The organism is Pseudomonas sp. BN411 (assembly GCF_029871235.1).
In the GTDB taxonomy this organism is placed as follows: domain Bacteria; phylum Pseudomonadota; class Gammaproteobacteria; order Pseudomonadales; family Pseudomonadaceae; genus Metapseudomonas.
Genome location: NZ_SSOM01000081.1, coordinates 21,918 through 36,662, shown reverse-complemented (window position 1 = coordinate 36,662; position 14,745 = coordinate 21,918). Strand labels below are relative to the sequence as shown.

Below are 14,745 nucleotides of genomic sequence, written 5' to 3'. Positions count from 1 at the left end.
CTCGAATTCTTCTTGTCGTGATCAGGAGCGGACGGTGCGCTTTTCGATGCGCTTCTCGAAACTGCCAACAATCACGCGGTCAACGTAGATGCCCGGCGTGTGGATGTGGGCAGGGTCCAGTTCGCCCGGCTCGACGATTTCTTCCACCTCGACCACGGTGATACGGCCGGCGGTGGCCGCCAGCGGGTTGAAGTTCTGCGCGGTGTGGCGGTAGATCACGTTGCCGAAGTGGTCGGCCTTCCAGCCTTTGACGATGGCGAAATCGCCGGTAATCGACGGCTCGAGGATGTACTTGCGGCCGTTGAACTCACGCACTTCCTTGCCTTCGGCAATCGGTGTGCCGTAGCCGGTGGCGGTGAAGAAGGCCGGGATGCCGGCACCGCCTGCGCGCATCTTCTCGGCGAGGGTGCCCTGGGGAGTCAGTTCGACTTCCAGTTCGCCGCTGAGCAGCTGCTGCTCGAACAGGGCGTTCTCGCCCACGTAGGAGGCGATCATCTTGCGGATCTGGCGGTCTTCGAGCAGCACGCCCAGGCCGAAACCATCGATGCCGCAGTTGTTGGAAACCACGGTGAGGCCCTTGACGCCACGGCGGCGGATCTCGGCGATCAGGTTCTCGGGGATGCCACAGATGCCGAAACCACCGGCCAGGACGGTCATGTCGTCTGTCAGCCCGTCCAGGGCTTCCTCGTAGCTGTATACGCGCTTGTCGAGTCCACTCATGCTCATGTGCCTCTTTGTCTTTATTGGTCGCGGCGGGGATACCGCCGTTGAGTGGGTCAGAGCTTCTCCCGCGCAGACTGATTTGTTAAGTTTGTTTTTCCTAACGATTAATAAGCAAACCAAATCAATGACCATCAAGCAGCTGCGCGCCTTCCTCGCCGTGGCGCAGAGCCTGAGCTTCGCCCAGGCCTGCGAGCGGTTGCACCTGTCCCAGCCGGCCCTCTCCCTGGCGATCAAGAACCTGGAAGATTCCCTCGGTGGCCAGCTGCTGGTGCGCACCACCCGCAGCGTCGCCCTGACGCCCGAGGGCGAAACCCTGCTGCCCATCGCCCGGCGCCTGCTGGCGGACTGGGACAACGCTGAGGAGCTGCTGCGCCAGCACTTCACCCTGCAGCTGGGCAAGGTTTCCATCGCCGCCATGCCTTCCTTCGCCGGCAACTTGCTGCCGGCAGCCCTCAAGGCCTTTCGTGACCAGCACCCCAAGGTCAACGTGGCGGTGCATGACGTGATCAACGAGCAGGTGCTGGAGATGGTGCGCAACCGGCGGGTGGAACTGGGCATCGCCTTCGAGCCGGAGTCCCTCGACGGCCTGGATTTCCTGCCCTTCTATACCGACCGCTTCGTTGCCGTGGTACCCGCCGACTGCGAGCTGGCGCAGCGCGCCGAGATCGGCTGGACGGAGTTGCTGCAGGGCAACTTCATCACGCTGCAGCGCCCGTCGGCCGTGCGCCTGATGCTCGAACAAGTGCTCGCGCCGCAACACGGCCGCCTGCCGGTCGCCTTCGAGAGCCACCAGTTGGTGACCGTGGGCCGCATGGTGGCCCAGGGGCTGGGCGTCAGCGCCGTGCCCAGCCTGTGCATCCAGCAGATGGAGGAGCTCGGTGCCCGCTGCATTGCCTTGCATAGCCCGCAGGTGGAGCGCCGCGTGGGCCTCTTTCGGCTGGCCGAGCACCAGCTCTCCACCGCCGCCCAGGCCCTCAGCGACGTGCTGCTGAAGGCCCACGACTGGAGCCGCATGGACCTGCCCCGGCCCTGAGCCAGGGCCTATGCTGAATAGCAACCGGATGACCCACGTCTCGCCAGATGAGGATGCGCAGATGGATAAGCCACTGTGGACCCCCAGCCCGGTGCGGATCGCCGCCACCCGCATGGACGCCTTCCGCCGCCAGGTCTGCCAGCAACAGGGCCTGGACCTGCCCGACTACCCTGCCCTGCACGCCTGGAGCCTGGACCGCCGCGAGGCCTTCTGGCAGGCCATCGTCGAGTTCTTCGACATCCGCTTCAGCACGCCGCCCACGGCCGTGCTGGAAGAAAGCGCCGCGATGCCCAGCGCCCGCTGGTTCCCCGACGCCACCCTGAACTTCGCCGAGCACCTGCTGCGCCGCCGCGACGAGCAGCCGGCACTGGTCGCCATCGGCGAAGACGGCAGCCGCGTGCAATTGACCTATGCCGAGCTGGCCAACCATGTCGCCGGCCTGCAGCAGAGCCTGAAAGCCCTGGGCGTGGGCGTCGGCGATCGCGTTGCGGCCTTCATGCCCAATACTTGGCAAGCGGTGGCGGGCATGCTCGCCGCGACCAGTCTGGGCGCCACCTGGTCGTCCTGCTCGCCGGACTTCGGCACCCAGGGGGTGATCGACCGCTTCGGCCAGATCGAGCCGAGGGTGCTGATCGCTGCCGCCGGCTACCGCTACGCCGGCAAGAACCTGGACCTGACCGACAAGCTCAACGAAATCCTCGAACGCATGCCCTGGCTGGAACAGCTGGTGCTGGTCCCCTACTCCCGCCCTGAGGCACAGCCGACGGACTTAACCACGCGCGCCCGCGTCGCCCTGTGGAACGACTTCTACCAGCCCGGCGGCGAACCTGAATTCACCCCGGTGCCCTTCGACCAGCCGCTGTACATCCTCTACTCCAGCGGCACCACCGGGGTGCCCAAATGCATCGTCCACGGCGTTGGCGGCACCCTGCTGCAACACGTCAAGGAACACGGCCTGCACTGTGACCTGTCGGCCTCGGACACGCTGTTCTACTTCACCACCTGCGGTTGGATGATGTGGAATTGGCTGGTGTCCGGCCTGGCCCTGGGCGCCACCCTGGTGCTCTACGACGGTTCACCTTTCCACCCCGGCCCCGAACGCCTGATGGACCTGATCGACTACGAGGGCATCAGCATCTTCGGTGCCAGTGCCAAGTACCTGGCCGCCCTGGAGAAGGCTGGAATCAAACCGTGCCAGAGCCACCGCCTGGAGCGTCTGAAGGCGCTGCTTTCCACCGGTTCACCGCTGTCCCACGAGAGCTTCGAGTTCGTCTACCGCGACATCAAGGGCGAGCTGTGCCTGTCTTCCATTTCCGGCGGCACCGACATCGTTTCCTGCTTCGCCCTGGGCAACCCGGTGCTGCCGGTATGGCGCGGCGAACTGCAGTGCAAGGGCCTGGGCATGGACACGCAGGTGTGGAACGAGGACGGCAGACGGGTATTCGGCGAGAAAGGCGAGCTGGTCTGCGCCCGGCATTTCCCGTCGATGCCGGTGGGCTTCTGGAACGACCCGGACGGAGCGAGGTTCAGGGCGGCTTACTTCGAGACCTTCCCCGGCGTCTGGGCCCACGGCGATTACGCCGAGGAAACCGCGCACGGCGGCCTGGTGATCCACGGGCGCTCGGACGCCGTACTCAACCCCGGCGGCGTGCGCATCGGCACCGCCGAGATCTACCGCCAGGTGGAGAAGGTGGAAGAAGTGCTGGAATCCATCGCCATCGGCCAGGACTGGCAAGGCGATGTACGGGTGGTGCTGTTCGTTCGCCTGCGCGATGACGCGGTGCTGGACGATGCCCTGCGCGAGCGCATCCGCCAGGTGATCCGCACCAACACCACCTCGCGCCACGTGCCGGCGAAGATCATCGCCGTAACCGACATCCCCCGCACCCTGAGCGGCAAGATCGTCGAACTGGCGGTGCGCAATGTGGTGCATGGCAAGCCGGTGAAGAACACCGATGCCCTGGCCAACCCGCAGGCGTTGGAGTTGTATCGGGATCTTCCAGAGCTTCAGAGTTGAAGGGGCGGCCCGCGCATGCTCAAGGGGGTTGCCTTGTAGGGTGGGCTTTAGCCCACAGCTGACCTGCAATGGTGGGCTGAAGCCCACCCTACGGCCTGGCTCGATCTTGTGTGGGGGCGATTTCAATCGCTATGGCGCGTCCAGCGCCCCCTGAGAAATCGTGGACCTTGCCTTCGCTCCGGTCAGCGAATGAATTCGCCCCCACAGGAAAAGCGAGGTCCGAACCGGATTACAAGTAGGGCCGAATCACACCCAGCGCCCGCTCCACATAGGCCTCTTTCTCCCCTACCGGCGCCACGTAGTGCAGCACGGAAGCTGCGGCGTCTTCGCCGGCCAGCTTGGCGATCGCCCAGGCGGCCAGGTAGGGGGCGGACAGGCAGCCACCGGCGGTCGCGAGGTTGCCGCTGGCGAAGAAGGGCTGATCCAGCACCCGTACGCCGGCCTCGATCACCCAGGGCTTGGTGGTGAGGTCGGTACAGGCCGGCAGATTGTCGAGCAGGCCGAGTTTGGCCATGAGCAAGGCGCCGGAGCACTGGGAGCCGATCAGCTGGCGCTGCGGGTCCAGTTGCAGGCGGTCGAGGATGCTGCGGTCCTTGGCGATGTCGCGGGTCAGGATGCCGCTACCGAACAGCACCACGTCGGCGCTGTTGGCGAACTCCAGCGGTTGCTGGGCCTGGACCCGCACGCCGTTCATGGACGTCACCCAGTCGCTGGGCGAGGTGATCTCCGCCTGCCAGCCCTGCCCGCGCATGCGGTTGAGCAAGGCGGCGGCCACGAAGGAATCCAGTTCGTTGAAACCTTCGAATGTCAGTACGGCGATTCGCATCACGACCTCCCGGATCGCATGGGTGCATGCAGCGAATCTATGCGGGCCGCGAGACGGCTGCTATGTACAGACAGATTTAAATTTGGCCATACAGGTTGACCGGTAGTTGGTGGAAATCGGTCGTGCTTCTATCTGTGGGGGCGATTTCAATCGCTAAGGGCAGCGAAGCTGCCCCAAGGCACGGCCGAACCTGCGGTCCGGTCAGCGAATGAATTCGCCCCCACAACGAACTAACCCATCCGAGGCCCCGGCTCTTCTGGCGCGTCTTCTTCCAGGTCTTCCAGCTTCAACTCCAGGCCCCAGCCGGCGGAATCCGGGGTGGCGCTCGGGGCAGCTGCCGGTGCTGGCGACGCTGCGGCCGGTGCGGGCGTTGCAGCAGGGCCTTCGCGATAAAGCTTGAGTTTCAGGCGCAGGTTGTTGGCGGAGTCGGCGTTCTTGATCGCCTCTTCTTCCGGAATGGCACCTTCCACCACCAGGTCGAACAGCGCCTGGTCGAACGTCTGCATGCCCAGGCCGCGGGACTTTTCCATGATCTCCTTGATGGAGTGGAATTCACCGCGCTTGATCAGGTCGCTGATGGTCGACGTGCCCAACAGCACCTCCACCGCCGCTCGGCGCTTGCCGTCCTGGGTGCGTACCAGGCGCTGGGAAACGAAGGCCTTGAGGTTGTTGCCCAGGTCGTTGAGCAGTTGCGGACGACGCTCTTCAGGGAAGAAGTTGATGATGCGGTCCAGCGCCTGGTTGGCGTTGTTGGCGTGCAGGGTGGAAATGGCCAGGTGGCCGGTGTCGGCGAAGGCCAGCGCATGTTCCATGGTCTCGCGGTCGCGAATCTCGCCGATCAGGATTACGTCCGGCGCCTGGCGTAGGGTGTTCTTCAGCGCGGCGTGGAAGCTGCGGGTGTCCACCCCCACCTCGCGTTGGTTGATGATGGACTTCTTGTGCCGGTGCACGTATTCCACCGGGTCTTCGATGGTGATGATGTGGCCGCCGGTGTTGCGGTTGCGGTAGTCGATCAGCGCCGCCAGCGAGGTGGACTTACCAGAGCCGGTTCCGCCGACGAAGAGCACCAGGCCGCGCTTTTCCATCACCATCTTGAGCAGCACTTCGGGCAGCTTGAGGTCTTCGAAGCGCGGGATATCCAGCTTGATGTTCCGCGCGACGATGGACACCTCGTTGCGCTGGCGGAAGATGTTGATACGGAAGCGGCCGATGTTCGGCAGCGAGATGGCCAGGTTCATCTCCAGTTCGCGGTCGAACTCGGCACGCTGCTCGGCGTCCATGATCGACTCGGCGATCCTGGCCACGTCGCCGGCCTTCAGTGGTTCGTTGCTGAGCGGCCGCAACAGGCCGTTGAACTTGGCGCAGGGCGGCGCGCCCGTGGACAGGTAGAGGTCGGAGCCATCCTGGGTAGCCAGGATCTTGAGCATCGCAGAGAGGTCCATCGAAGGTGCACATCCCGTGTCAGGTGAAGGCATCCGCTTGGCGGATCACCGGTGCCCAACTGTATGGCGGCTGCCCGTACTGGCACAATGAACCGCTCCACAGTCCAAGAGGAATTCCCATGGCCAAGGCCCTTGCCCGCCATATTCTGGTCAAGACCGAGGCGGAAGCCGAACAATTGAAGAAGCGCCTGGACAAGGGCGAAGACTTCGCGGTCCTGGCCAAGAAGCACTCCATCTGCCCGTCTGGCAAGCGCGGCGGCGACCTGGGCGAAGTGCGCCCTGGCCAGATGGTGCGAGTGATCGATCAGGTAATTTTCAAGAAGCCCGTGCGCGTCATCCATGGCCCGGTGAAAAGCCAGTTCGGCTATCACCTGGTGCAGGTGTTCTTCAGGGAGTGAGGGGCATCTGGCGAGAATGGGCACCGTCCGTGGCGCAGAGCCTATTCTCGCGCCGGAATGTGAAGGCCTTATTGCAGCGCCTTCACTCCGTGCCCCGACGCCATCATTGCAGTGTTTCGCGAGCGCACGTACGCGAGATATCGGTGAGGACCGTCAATTCGTCTTCGGTCGGCTTCCGGCCTTCGGTCACGCTCACCAGCTGCTGCGAGGTGAAGGCCTCCTGCATCATGCCGTTGGAGCAGTTGCAGTAGGCGACGGCCTTGTCCTGCGGAACCTGCCTGGCCGCGCTGGCAACGCATTCCTGGGTGAACTTCTCGCCACCACCTTGCGGCCACTCCCCCGCCACCGCTGCGAAGGTGCAGGCCTGCAAGGTCAGTGCAACGAAAATCAGAGCTCTCTTCACGTGCCTTCTCCTTCTGGTCCGGAAGGCACATTTTTGCCCCAGCCCAGGCCCGCCACGCAATAGCTGGAACCGACAAGAAATTGAGCCTCAGGTCTGAACATCATCCTGATCGGGTGTGCCCGGTAGCAGATGGGGCGCTTCCACGCGCTCCTGCAGCCTGATCGCGAAGGCCAGCGCAGCCGCCTTGTCGCGGAAGGAAACCTTCATGCCGAAGACCTCCACCTGCCACTCTTCCCTGTCGCTGCGGCTGACCTGCTGGATTGCGATGTCCATGGATACTCCGACTGGTCCACGGCGGAACGGCAGAAAGAAAAAAGGCCAACTGATCAGGTTGGCCTGCATCGCGTAGCGTGGGCAGCGCGATCGAGAGTCAAAGTGCCGTGGAAGCCAGGTCAGGCTAGCGCTGGTTCTTGACGGTTTCGTGATAGCGCCGTGTACAGGCCAGAGCGGGTATTCCGCACCTTCGCAGCCTCTGCAGACCGCGCTACCAGCTGACCAGGAACATCGCCTTGGCCAGGAACAGAATGCCAAGCATCTGAACCAGCACGCTGAGGTGGATCAGACGGGAGCGGGCCGGCGTCATGCGCCCACTGCGCATCAGCAAAACGACCAACAGGAAGTGCCCGAGGATGCTCAGTGCCAGGCAGATCTTCAGCACCAGCAAGGTGCCGAAACTGCTGGAGAAAGGGTCCTGCAGCACAGCTCGGTAATGCCAGGCCAGCGCCAGGCCGGCGCCGAAGAGTATGAGGATGACCCAGTGCATGACACGCCGGGCGCGCTGCCCCAGGGCCCTGGACAGCTGTTCACGAGGCCCCGCCTCCAGACTGCGGGCCGCCCGGCTGAGGATCATGACCTCGAAGAACACCCCGCCTATGAAAAAAGCCGCTGCCGTGAGATGCGCGAATTTGTGCAGTAGATAGAGCATGTCACTTCCCCCTCGTCCTTAATGGGTGTTCATCATGCTCATCGTGGCGAGGCGCATCGTGATGGGGATCAATTCCCCCTCGGGCATGAATCCCCCATAGACGCCGAGACCCTATTCCCGTTCGAAGGGTGTCGGCGAACTAGCACGCCCTTTCGTCCCACAGCCGCCGAAGGTTCACCCCAGCCCTGGGCAAAACCGCTACAATCGCGCCTTTTTTGCGCGCGAGCGCCCCCAAGCTCAGGATTCCATCGTGATCTCTACCGCCAACATCACCATGCAGTTCGGCCCCAAGCCGCTGTTCGAGAACGTTTCCGTCAAGTTCGGCAACGGCAACCGCTACGGCCTGATCGGTGCCAACGGCTGCGGCAAGTCGACCTTCATGAAGATCCTCGGCAGCGATCTGGAGCCTTCTGGCGGCCAGGTGATGCTGGAACCCAACGTGCGCCTCGGCAAGCTGCGCCAGGATCAGTTCGCGTACGAAGAATTCAGCGTGATCGACACCGTGATCATGGGCCATGCCGAGCTGTGGCGAGTCAAGGCCGAACGTGACCGCATCTATTCGCTGCCTGAAATGAGCGAGGACGACGGCATGGCCGTGGCCGAGCTGGAGACCGAGTTCGCCGAGATGGACGGCTACACCGCCGAATCCCGCGCCGGCGAGCTGCTGCTTGGCCTCGGTATTCCGCTCAGCCAGCATTTCGGTCCGATGAGCGAAGTCGCTCCCGGCTGGAAGCTGCGCGTGTTGCTGGCCCAGGCGCTGTTCTCGGACCCGGATGTGCTGCTGCTGGACGAGCCGACCAACCACCTGGACATCAACACCATCCGCTGGCTGGAAAACATCCTCACGGCGCGTAACAGCACCATGATCATCATTTCCCACGACCGCCACTTCCTGAACAGCGTGTGCACCCACATGGCGGACCTGGATTACGGCGAGCTGCGTCTGTTCCCGGGCAACTACGACGAGTACATGACCGCCGCGACCCAGTCCCGCGAGCAACTCCTGGCCGACAACGCCAAGAAGAAAGCGCAGATCGCTGAGCTGCAGACCTTCGTCAGCCGATTCTCCGCCAACGCCTCGAAAGCCAAGCAGGCCACCTCGCGCGCCAAGCAGATCGACAAGATCCAACTGGCCGAGGTCAAGCCGTCCAGCCGCGTCAGCCCCTTCATCCGCTTCGACCAGCACAAGAAGCTGCACCGCCAGGCGGTGACCGTGGAGAAGCTGGCCAAGGGCTTCGAGGGCAAGCAACTGTTCAAGGGCCTGGACCTGCAGATCGAGGCTGGCGAGCGCGTCGCCATCATCGGCCCGAACGGCATCGGCAAGACCACCCTGCTGCGTACCCTGGTCGGTGAGATGAACCCGGACGCCGGTAGCGTGAAGTGGACCGAAAGCGCGGACCTCGGCTACTACGCCCAGGACCACGCCCATGACTTCGAAGACGACATCACCCTGTTCGACTGGATGGGCCAGTGGACCCAGGGTGGCGAGCAGCTGGTGCGCGGCACCCTTGGCCGCATGCTGTTCTCCAACGACGAGATCCTCAAGTCGGTGAAGGTGATTTCCGGTGGTGAGCAAGGCCGCATGCTGTTCGGCAAGCTGATCCTGAAGAAGCCCAACGTGCTGGTGATGGACGAACCCACCAACCACCTGGACATGGAATCCATCGAGGCGCTCAACCTGGCGCTGGAGAACTACCCGGGCACCCTGATCTTCGTCAGCCACGACCGTGAGTTCGTCGGTTCCCTGGCCACCCGCATCATCGAGCTGGACGAGAACGGCGTGACCGACTTCAGCGGCACCTATGACGATTACCTGCGTAGCCAGGGTGTGATTGTCTGATCGGAACCGCCCGGTGCGGTATCGCGTCATTTGTGGGGGCGAATTCATTCGCTAAGGGGTGCGAAGCGCCCCCTTGAGGTACAGACGGCCGAACCTTCGGTCCGGTCAGCGAATAAATTCGCCCCCACAGGTAAAGCAGACCATGCCTCTTGAGATTGATCGCTCGCTGTAAACGACAAAGCCCCGCAATTGCGGGGCTTTGTGTTTTCCGGCGTACCGAATCAGGCAGTGGCGAACAGCTCGCCAATCTGCTGCTTGGCCGCGCTGATGGCATTGGCGCGGGGCTCTTCGCCGTAGGCCAGGCCTTCGGCACGGACGACTTCGATGTCGGTCACGCCGAGGAAGTTCAGCACCAGCTTCAGGTAATCCTCATGGGCCTGGCCGGTCACCTGGCCGGTGTGGATACCGCCTGCGGTGTTGACGATCACCACCTTCTTGCCACCCGCCAGGCCTTCCGGGCCGTTCTCGGTGTAACGGAAGGTCTTGCCGGCAACGGCGATGCGGTCGATCCAGGCCTTCAGTTGGCTCGGGACGCTGAAGTTGTACATCGGCGCGCCGATGACGACCGCGTCGGCGGCGAGGAACTCGTTCAGGGTGGTTTCACCCAGTTCGGCTTCGTGCTTCTGGGCGGCGTCGCGCAGGTCAGCCGGAGTACCGCCGGCAACCAGGCTCAGGGCGGACAGGTGGCTGATGGCATCGCTTGCCAGGTCGCGGTAGGTGATCTGGGCGGTCGGCTCGGCGGCTTTCCAGGCGGCGACCACGTCGCGGCTCAGTTGGCGGGAGGCGGAGGCGTCGCCGAGGATGCTGGAGTCGAGGTGCAGGAGTTTCATGGTTGGTTACCCTCAGTTGGGCGACCGGCGACGGCCGATCGGATTGGGGGTAATCCTATCCATGTCGATAAAAGCTGATTAGACGGCGATTTCGTGATTCAGCGTCTCACTCATGGGACAAAAATTTCTGCGTAGGGTGGATCACGCTTCACCGATCCACCATTGGAGGCGTGATCTAGCCCCAATGGTGGATAGAAAAAGCGCGCCGCTATGCGTCAGACCCCGCCCAGGTAATCCATCTTGCCCACGTCCACGCCGTTGTGGCGGAGGATGGCGTAGGCCGCGGTGACGTGGAAATAGAAGTTCGGCATGGCGAAACCGAGCAGGTAGTCGCGACCGCTGAAGCTGATTTCACCGCTGCGCATCTTCAGCACCACGGTGCGGGTTTCACTGCCTTCCAGCTTGGCGGCGTCGATGCCCTTGATGAAATCCAGGGTCTTGGCAATACGCGCCTGCAATTCGTCGAAGGTGTTTTCGGTGTCTTGCCAGCTCGGCACTTCGACGCCGGCCAGACGGGCCGCGCAACCCTTGGCCATGTCGCTGGCGATCTGGACCTGGCGGGCAAGGGGATACATGTCAGGCGCCAGGCGCGAATCGATGAACACCTTGGGGTCGATGCTGCGCACCTGGGCGTTGGCTTCGCCCTTTTTCAGCAGGTTGGAAAGGTTGCCGAGCATGCGCGTCAGGACCGGGATGGACGCCTCGTACATGGACAAGGACATGGTGATCGCTCCGTTTTCGGGTGGATGGGAAAGGCTCAGGTATAGCCCCTGACCGGCCACCCGGCAATGCGCGTGAATGCCGGGCCGCACCCTCCCCGCGCGACTTCGTTCCATCCGCGGGACGCCTCCGGCGCGGTCAGCGGAACGGGTCCTGGGGATCTTCCAGGGTCCGGCTGAAAAAGCGCACCGCCTCGTCGTTCAGCTCCTCATGGATCGCCGCCCGGTCGACGCCTTCGGCATCCTGGCAAACGTGTGGCGCCACGGCATCCAGCGCTCGCGGGCAGGGTGCCATGAAGACGAAGTGCCCCGCTCCGGGCAGCAGGCGGAAATCCGGCGGACTGGGCAGGCGCCGCACCAGCGCGCCGGCGTTCTGTTCCAGTTGCAGGATGCGGTCATCGTCCCCGCTGTAGATCAGCACCGGAACCTTTACCGGCTCCAGCCCCTTGCGATCGAACATCAGCCCCAGCGGCGCCATCAGCATCACCGAACCCACCCGGGGATCGGCGAAGGCCGAAAGGTCGTCCCGGTCGACGATCAACTTGCCGCCGCGACTACAGGCATCCCGGTCATCTGGCCATTGCCGGCAGTAGTCATGCAGCCGTTCCGGGGTGGGCTGGGCGCCTGCCAATATCAGGGCCGACTCACCACCGGCGGAGTAGCCGATCACGCCCACCCGCTCGGTATCCAGCCCGCCGGCCAGCAGATCATCGGACGCCGCCGCATCAATGGCGGCGGACAACTGCAACGGACGGCCGTAGAGGTTGCTGAAGGTCCCGGCGCGGCTCTGGTCCTGGTAGTTGTCGCCGGTGTGCTGCACGGCCAGCACGACAAAACCGGCCCTGGCCAGGGCGGTCGCCAGGTCATGGTGGGCCAGCGGCGAGCCGCCGTTGCCGTGGGAGATCAGTACCAAGGGGAAATGCCCGTCCGCCATGGGCGCATCGTCGCCGGCTTCCACGTGATAGAGGTCGACATCCGTGCTGCGTGGCTTGCCCTGCGCGGGGTAGAAGGCCACCGCGCTCAAGCGCTGGCCTTCGTCCAGCGGGTCGGCCAGTTCCAGGCGGTGCATGCCGACAGCCGGGGCGCCGAACGCCACCAGCGGGACAAGAAGAGCCAGGATTGCTGAAAGACGAACCAACATGGTGCTCACCTTCCGTACCGGGAACCGCTGTCAGGCATACCTGCCGGCGTGCACGCCGTCCCTCGCTCACCGAGTAGGCGAGCCTCGCTGTCGATTGCGGGTATAGCGCCACGGATCGATGACCAGCATAGGCAGGCCCCACGGCCCGGTCGACTGATTCCCGGCGCATCGTACCGCCAGCGAAAACGATGGCTGCCGAACAGGCTCCGGTGCGATAGTTCGTACCCCACACGGAACAATCCAGCCATGCAGGATCTCAACGACCTTTTCTACTTCGCCAAGGTGGTGGAGCACGGTGGCTTCTCGGCGGCCGCGCGTTTGCTCGGGGTGCCGAAATCTCGCCTTTCCCGGCGCATCGCGGAGCTGGAAACCCGCCTGGACGCCCGCCTGCTGCAGCGCACGACCCGCAAGATGGCGCTGACCGACGTCGGCGAGCGCTTCCTGCGCCATTGCCAGGCCATGCTGCTGGAGGCCGAACAGGCCGAGGAAGTGGTCGCCAGCCTCACGGTCGAGCCACGGGGCCGTCTGCGGGTGTCCTGCCCAACGGAACTCGCGCACGCGATGCTGAGGCCGATGATCACCGACTTCCTCCAGCAATACCCCCTCGTGCAGCTGGACATGATCCTGACCAACCGCCGGGTGGACTTGCGCGAGGAAGGGGTAGACGTGGCGCTACGGGTTCGCGAGGAAGGCGATGAAGACCCGACCCTGATCGCCCGCGTCCTGAGGCCGGCGCAGGCATTCCTGGTCGCCGCCCCCAGCCTGGTTGAGGGCCGGAGCATCCTCACACCCGACGACCTCCAGTTGTTGCCGGCCCTTGGCGGCCTGGAAGCCGACCGACGCATCCATCACGACCTGCGGGACGCCCAGGGCAATCGCCGGGAGGTGGTGCTGGAGGCGCGCCTGGGCATCGAGGATTTCGATGTGCGCAAGCACGCGGTACTGGCGGGCCTCGGCTTCAGCATGTTGCCGCAGATGAACTGCGAGGCCGAACTGCGCGACGGCAGCATGGTACGTCTGTTGCCGGACTGGCATCTGCCGGGTGGCAACCTACAGGCGGTCTACACCCACAGACGTGGCTTGCTGCCTGCGGTTCGCGCCTGGATCGAACACCTCGCGGAAGCCTTCTCCCGCCATCAGGGAACGGTGATCTGAACGCTGCCAAGCAAGACAACCATTAGCCAGCTTCCTTTGCCGCAGGGAGTCAGGGATGATGGACGGCATCCACGCCCGTCTCCCCGATTCCAGGTTCTGCCATGAGCACGCCACGGCTGCCCGCGTCCTCCAATACCCTGCAGATCATCACCGTCGTCTTTTTCACCTTCATCAGTTTCTTCTGCGTCGGCCTGCCTATCGCGGTGCTGCCCGGCTACGTGCACGACGACATGGGCTACGGCTCGGTGATGGCGGGGATCGTCATCAGTACCCAGTACCTTGCCACCCTCCTCTCCCGCCCCATGTCCGGAAGCCTGGCCGACCGGCTAGGCGCCAAGCGCGCGGTGATGTATGGCATGGCCTGCTGCGGCCTGTCCGGGGTGTTGACCTTCCTGTCCACCTCCCTGGCGCAATTCCCCATGACGAGCCTTGCGCTGCTGCTGGGCGGGCGCGTGCTGCTGGGTATCGGCCAGGGGCTGGTGGGCACCGGTTCCATCAGTTGGGGCGTGGGCCTGGTGGGCGCGGAGAACATGGCGCGGGTCATCTCGTTCAACGGCATCGCCTCCTACGGCGCCGTGGCGATCGGCGCGCCCCTGGGTGTGGTGATGGTGGATTCACTGGGCCTGTGGAGCATCGGCGGGCTGATCGCCCTGCTTTGCGCCATCGCCCTCCTGCTGGCCTGGCCGAAGCGCCCCTCGCCTATCGTCCATGGTGAGCGATTGCCCTTCAGCAACGTGTTCCTGCGCATCGCCCCCAACGGCACGGCGCTGGCCTTGGGTTCCATCGGCTTTGGGACCCTGGCCACCTTCATCACCCTCTACTACGCCAGTGTCGGGTGGGAAGGCGCCGCCTACTGCCTCACCGCGTTCGGCTGCGCCTTCATCGGTGCGCGGCTGTTGTTCGTGGGCACCATCAAGCACCTGGGCGGCTACCGGGTGGCCATTGTCTGCCTGGCCGTGGAGAGCCTCGGCCTGTTCCTGCTGTGGGCCGCCACCTCACCCTGGCTGGCCCTGGCCGGCGCGGCCCTCACGGGCTTCGGCCTGTCGCTGGTCTACCCTGCCCTGGGCGTCGAGGCGGTCACACGCATTCCAGCCGCCAGCCGTAGTTCGGCGCTGGGCGCCTACGCGGTATTCTTCGACCTCGCCCTGGGCATCGCCGGGCCATTGATGGGCGCCATCGCCGGTGGCGCGGGCTTTGCCGCCATCTTCCTGGTCGCTGCCCTGATGGCGCTGACCGGCATGCTGCTCAGCCTGTGGCTGCTGCGCGGCGAAACCCGAACCTGACGGAACAGGA

15 protein-coding genes are annotated in these 14,745 nt (G+C 64.3%); 6 read left to right on the top strand and 9 right to left on the bottom strand.

From position 1 onward, the window contains the following. Positions 1-21: 21 nt before the first annotated feature. Entirely contained in the window at positions 22-720 is a 699-nt protein-coding gene (locus E8F06_RS24615) for a CoA transferase subunit A (RefSeq protein ID WP_077526232.1), read from the bottom strand. Between the two features lie 127 nt (positions 721-847). Between E8F06_RS24615 and E8F06_RS24610 the strand changes: the two genes are divergently transcribed. Together E8F06_RS24610 and E8F06_RS24605 are read left to right on the top strand one after the other, a co-directional pair. Then, on the top strand, positions 848-1,756 hold the full coding sequence (locus E8F06_RS24610) for a LysR family transcriptional regulator (RefSeq protein WP_280371931.1): 909 nt from the start codon (positions 848-850) through the stop codon (positions 1,754-1,756). Positions 1,757-1,817: 61 nt separating this feature from the next. Continuing rightward, positions 1,818-3,773 (top strand): acetoacetate--CoA ligase, encoded by a 1,956-nt coding sequence (locus E8F06_RS24605; protein ID WP_280371930.1) that lies wholly within the window; start codon positions 1,818-1,820, stop codon positions 3,771-3,773. A 229-nt stretch (positions 3,774-4,002) separates the two neighbouring features. Here E8F06_RS24605 and E8F06_RS24600 read toward each other — a convergent pair whose 3' ends face one another. Both E8F06_RS24600 and E8F06_RS24595 read right to left on the bottom strand, forming a co-directional pair. Then, entirely contained in the window at positions 4,003-4,599 is a 597-nt protein-coding gene (locus E8F06_RS24600) for a DJ-1/PfpI family protein (protein ID WP_280371929.1), read from the bottom strand. A gap of 230 nt (positions 4,600-4,829) precedes the next feature. Next, positions 4,830-6,041: a PilT/PilU family type 4a pilus ATPase gene (locus E8F06_RS24595; RefSeq protein WP_280371928.1), complete on the bottom strand. Its 1,212-nt coding sequence runs from the start codon at positions 6,039-6,041 to the stop codon at positions 4,830-4,832. 119 nt (positions 6,042-6,160) lie between these two features. On the opposite strand from E8F06_RS24595, the gene E8F06_RS24590 reads away from it, so the two are divergent. After that, positions 6,161-6,439, top strand: a complete 279-nt coding sequence (locus E8F06_RS24590; RefSeq protein WP_280371927.1) for a peptidylprolyl isomerase — start codon at positions 6,161-6,163, stop codon at positions 6,437-6,439. Positions 6,440-6,542: 103 nt separating this feature from the next. On the opposite strand, the gene E8F06_RS24585 is transcribed toward E8F06_RS24590, so the two are convergent. From E8F06_RS24585 to E8F06_RS24575, 3 genes are all read right to left on the bottom strand, one after another. Next, positions 6,543-6,842, bottom strand: coding sequence for a hypothetical protein (locus E8F06_RS24585; RefSeq protein ID WP_280371926.1), 300 nt, complete (start codon positions 6,840-6,842; stop codon positions 6,543-6,545). An 87-nt stretch (positions 6,843-6,929) separates the two neighbouring features. After that, a complete protein-coding gene (locus tag E8F06_RS24580) occupies positions 6,930-7,115 on the bottom strand; it encodes a hypothetical protein (RefSeq protein ID WP_280371925.1) in 186 nt (61 codons plus the stop codon). Between the two features lie 211 nt (positions 7,116-7,326). Beyond that, positions 7,327-7,767, bottom strand: a complete 441-nt coding sequence (locus tag E8F06_RS24575) for a hypothetical protein (RefSeq protein WP_280371924.1) — start codon at positions 7,765-7,767, stop codon at positions 7,327-7,329. 250 nt (positions 7,768-8,017) lie between these two features. Here E8F06_RS24575 and E8F06_RS24570 point away from each other — a divergent pair, with 250 nt between their 5' ends. After that, complete coding sequence (locus E8F06_RS24570) at positions 8,018-9,607, top strand: ABC-F family ATPase (protein ID WP_280371923.1); 1,590 nt, start codon at positions 8,018-8,020, stop codon at positions 9,605-9,607. 221 nt (positions 9,608-9,828) lie between these two features. On the opposite strand, the gene E8F06_RS24565 is transcribed toward E8F06_RS24570, so the two are convergent. From E8F06_RS24565 to E8F06_RS24555, 3 genes are all read right to left on the bottom strand, one after another. Further along, positions 9,829-10,437: an FMN-dependent NADH-azoreductase gene (locus E8F06_RS24565; RefSeq protein WP_280371922.1), complete on the bottom strand. Its 609-nt coding sequence runs from the start codon at positions 10,435-10,437 to the stop codon at positions 9,829-9,831. Positions 10,438-10,652: 215 nt separating this feature from the next. Beyond that, the gene (locus E8F06_RS24560) at positions 10,653-11,159 is read right to left on the bottom strand and encodes a DUF1993 family protein (RefSeq protein ID WP_280371921.1); all 507 of its coding nucleotides are present in this window, start codon (positions 11,157-11,159) and stop codon (positions 10,653-10,655) included. Positions 11,160-11,295: 136 nt separating this feature from the next. Then, on the bottom strand, positions 11,296-12,294 hold the full coding sequence (locus E8F06_RS24555; RefSeq protein ID WP_280371976.1) for a dienelactone hydrolase family protein: 999 nt from the start codon (positions 12,292-12,294) through the stop codon (positions 11,296-11,298). A 249-nt stretch (positions 12,295-12,543) separates the two neighbouring features. Here E8F06_RS24555 and E8F06_RS24550 point away from each other — a divergent pair, with 249 nt between their 5' ends. Together E8F06_RS24550 and E8F06_RS24545 are read left to right on the top strand one after the other, a co-directional pair. Next, positions 12,544-13,452, top strand: coding sequence for a LysR substrate-binding domain-containing protein (locus tag E8F06_RS24550; protein ID WP_280371920.1), 909 nt, complete (start codon positions 12,544-12,546; stop codon positions 13,450-13,452). Positions 13,453-13,553: 101 nt separating this feature from the next. Further along, positions 13,554-14,735: an MFS transporter gene (locus tag E8F06_RS24545; RefSeq protein WP_280371919.1), complete on the top strand. Its 1,182-nt coding sequence runs from the start codon at positions 13,554-13,556 to the stop codon at positions 14,733-14,735. Positions 14,736-14,745: the final 10 nt, after the last annotated feature.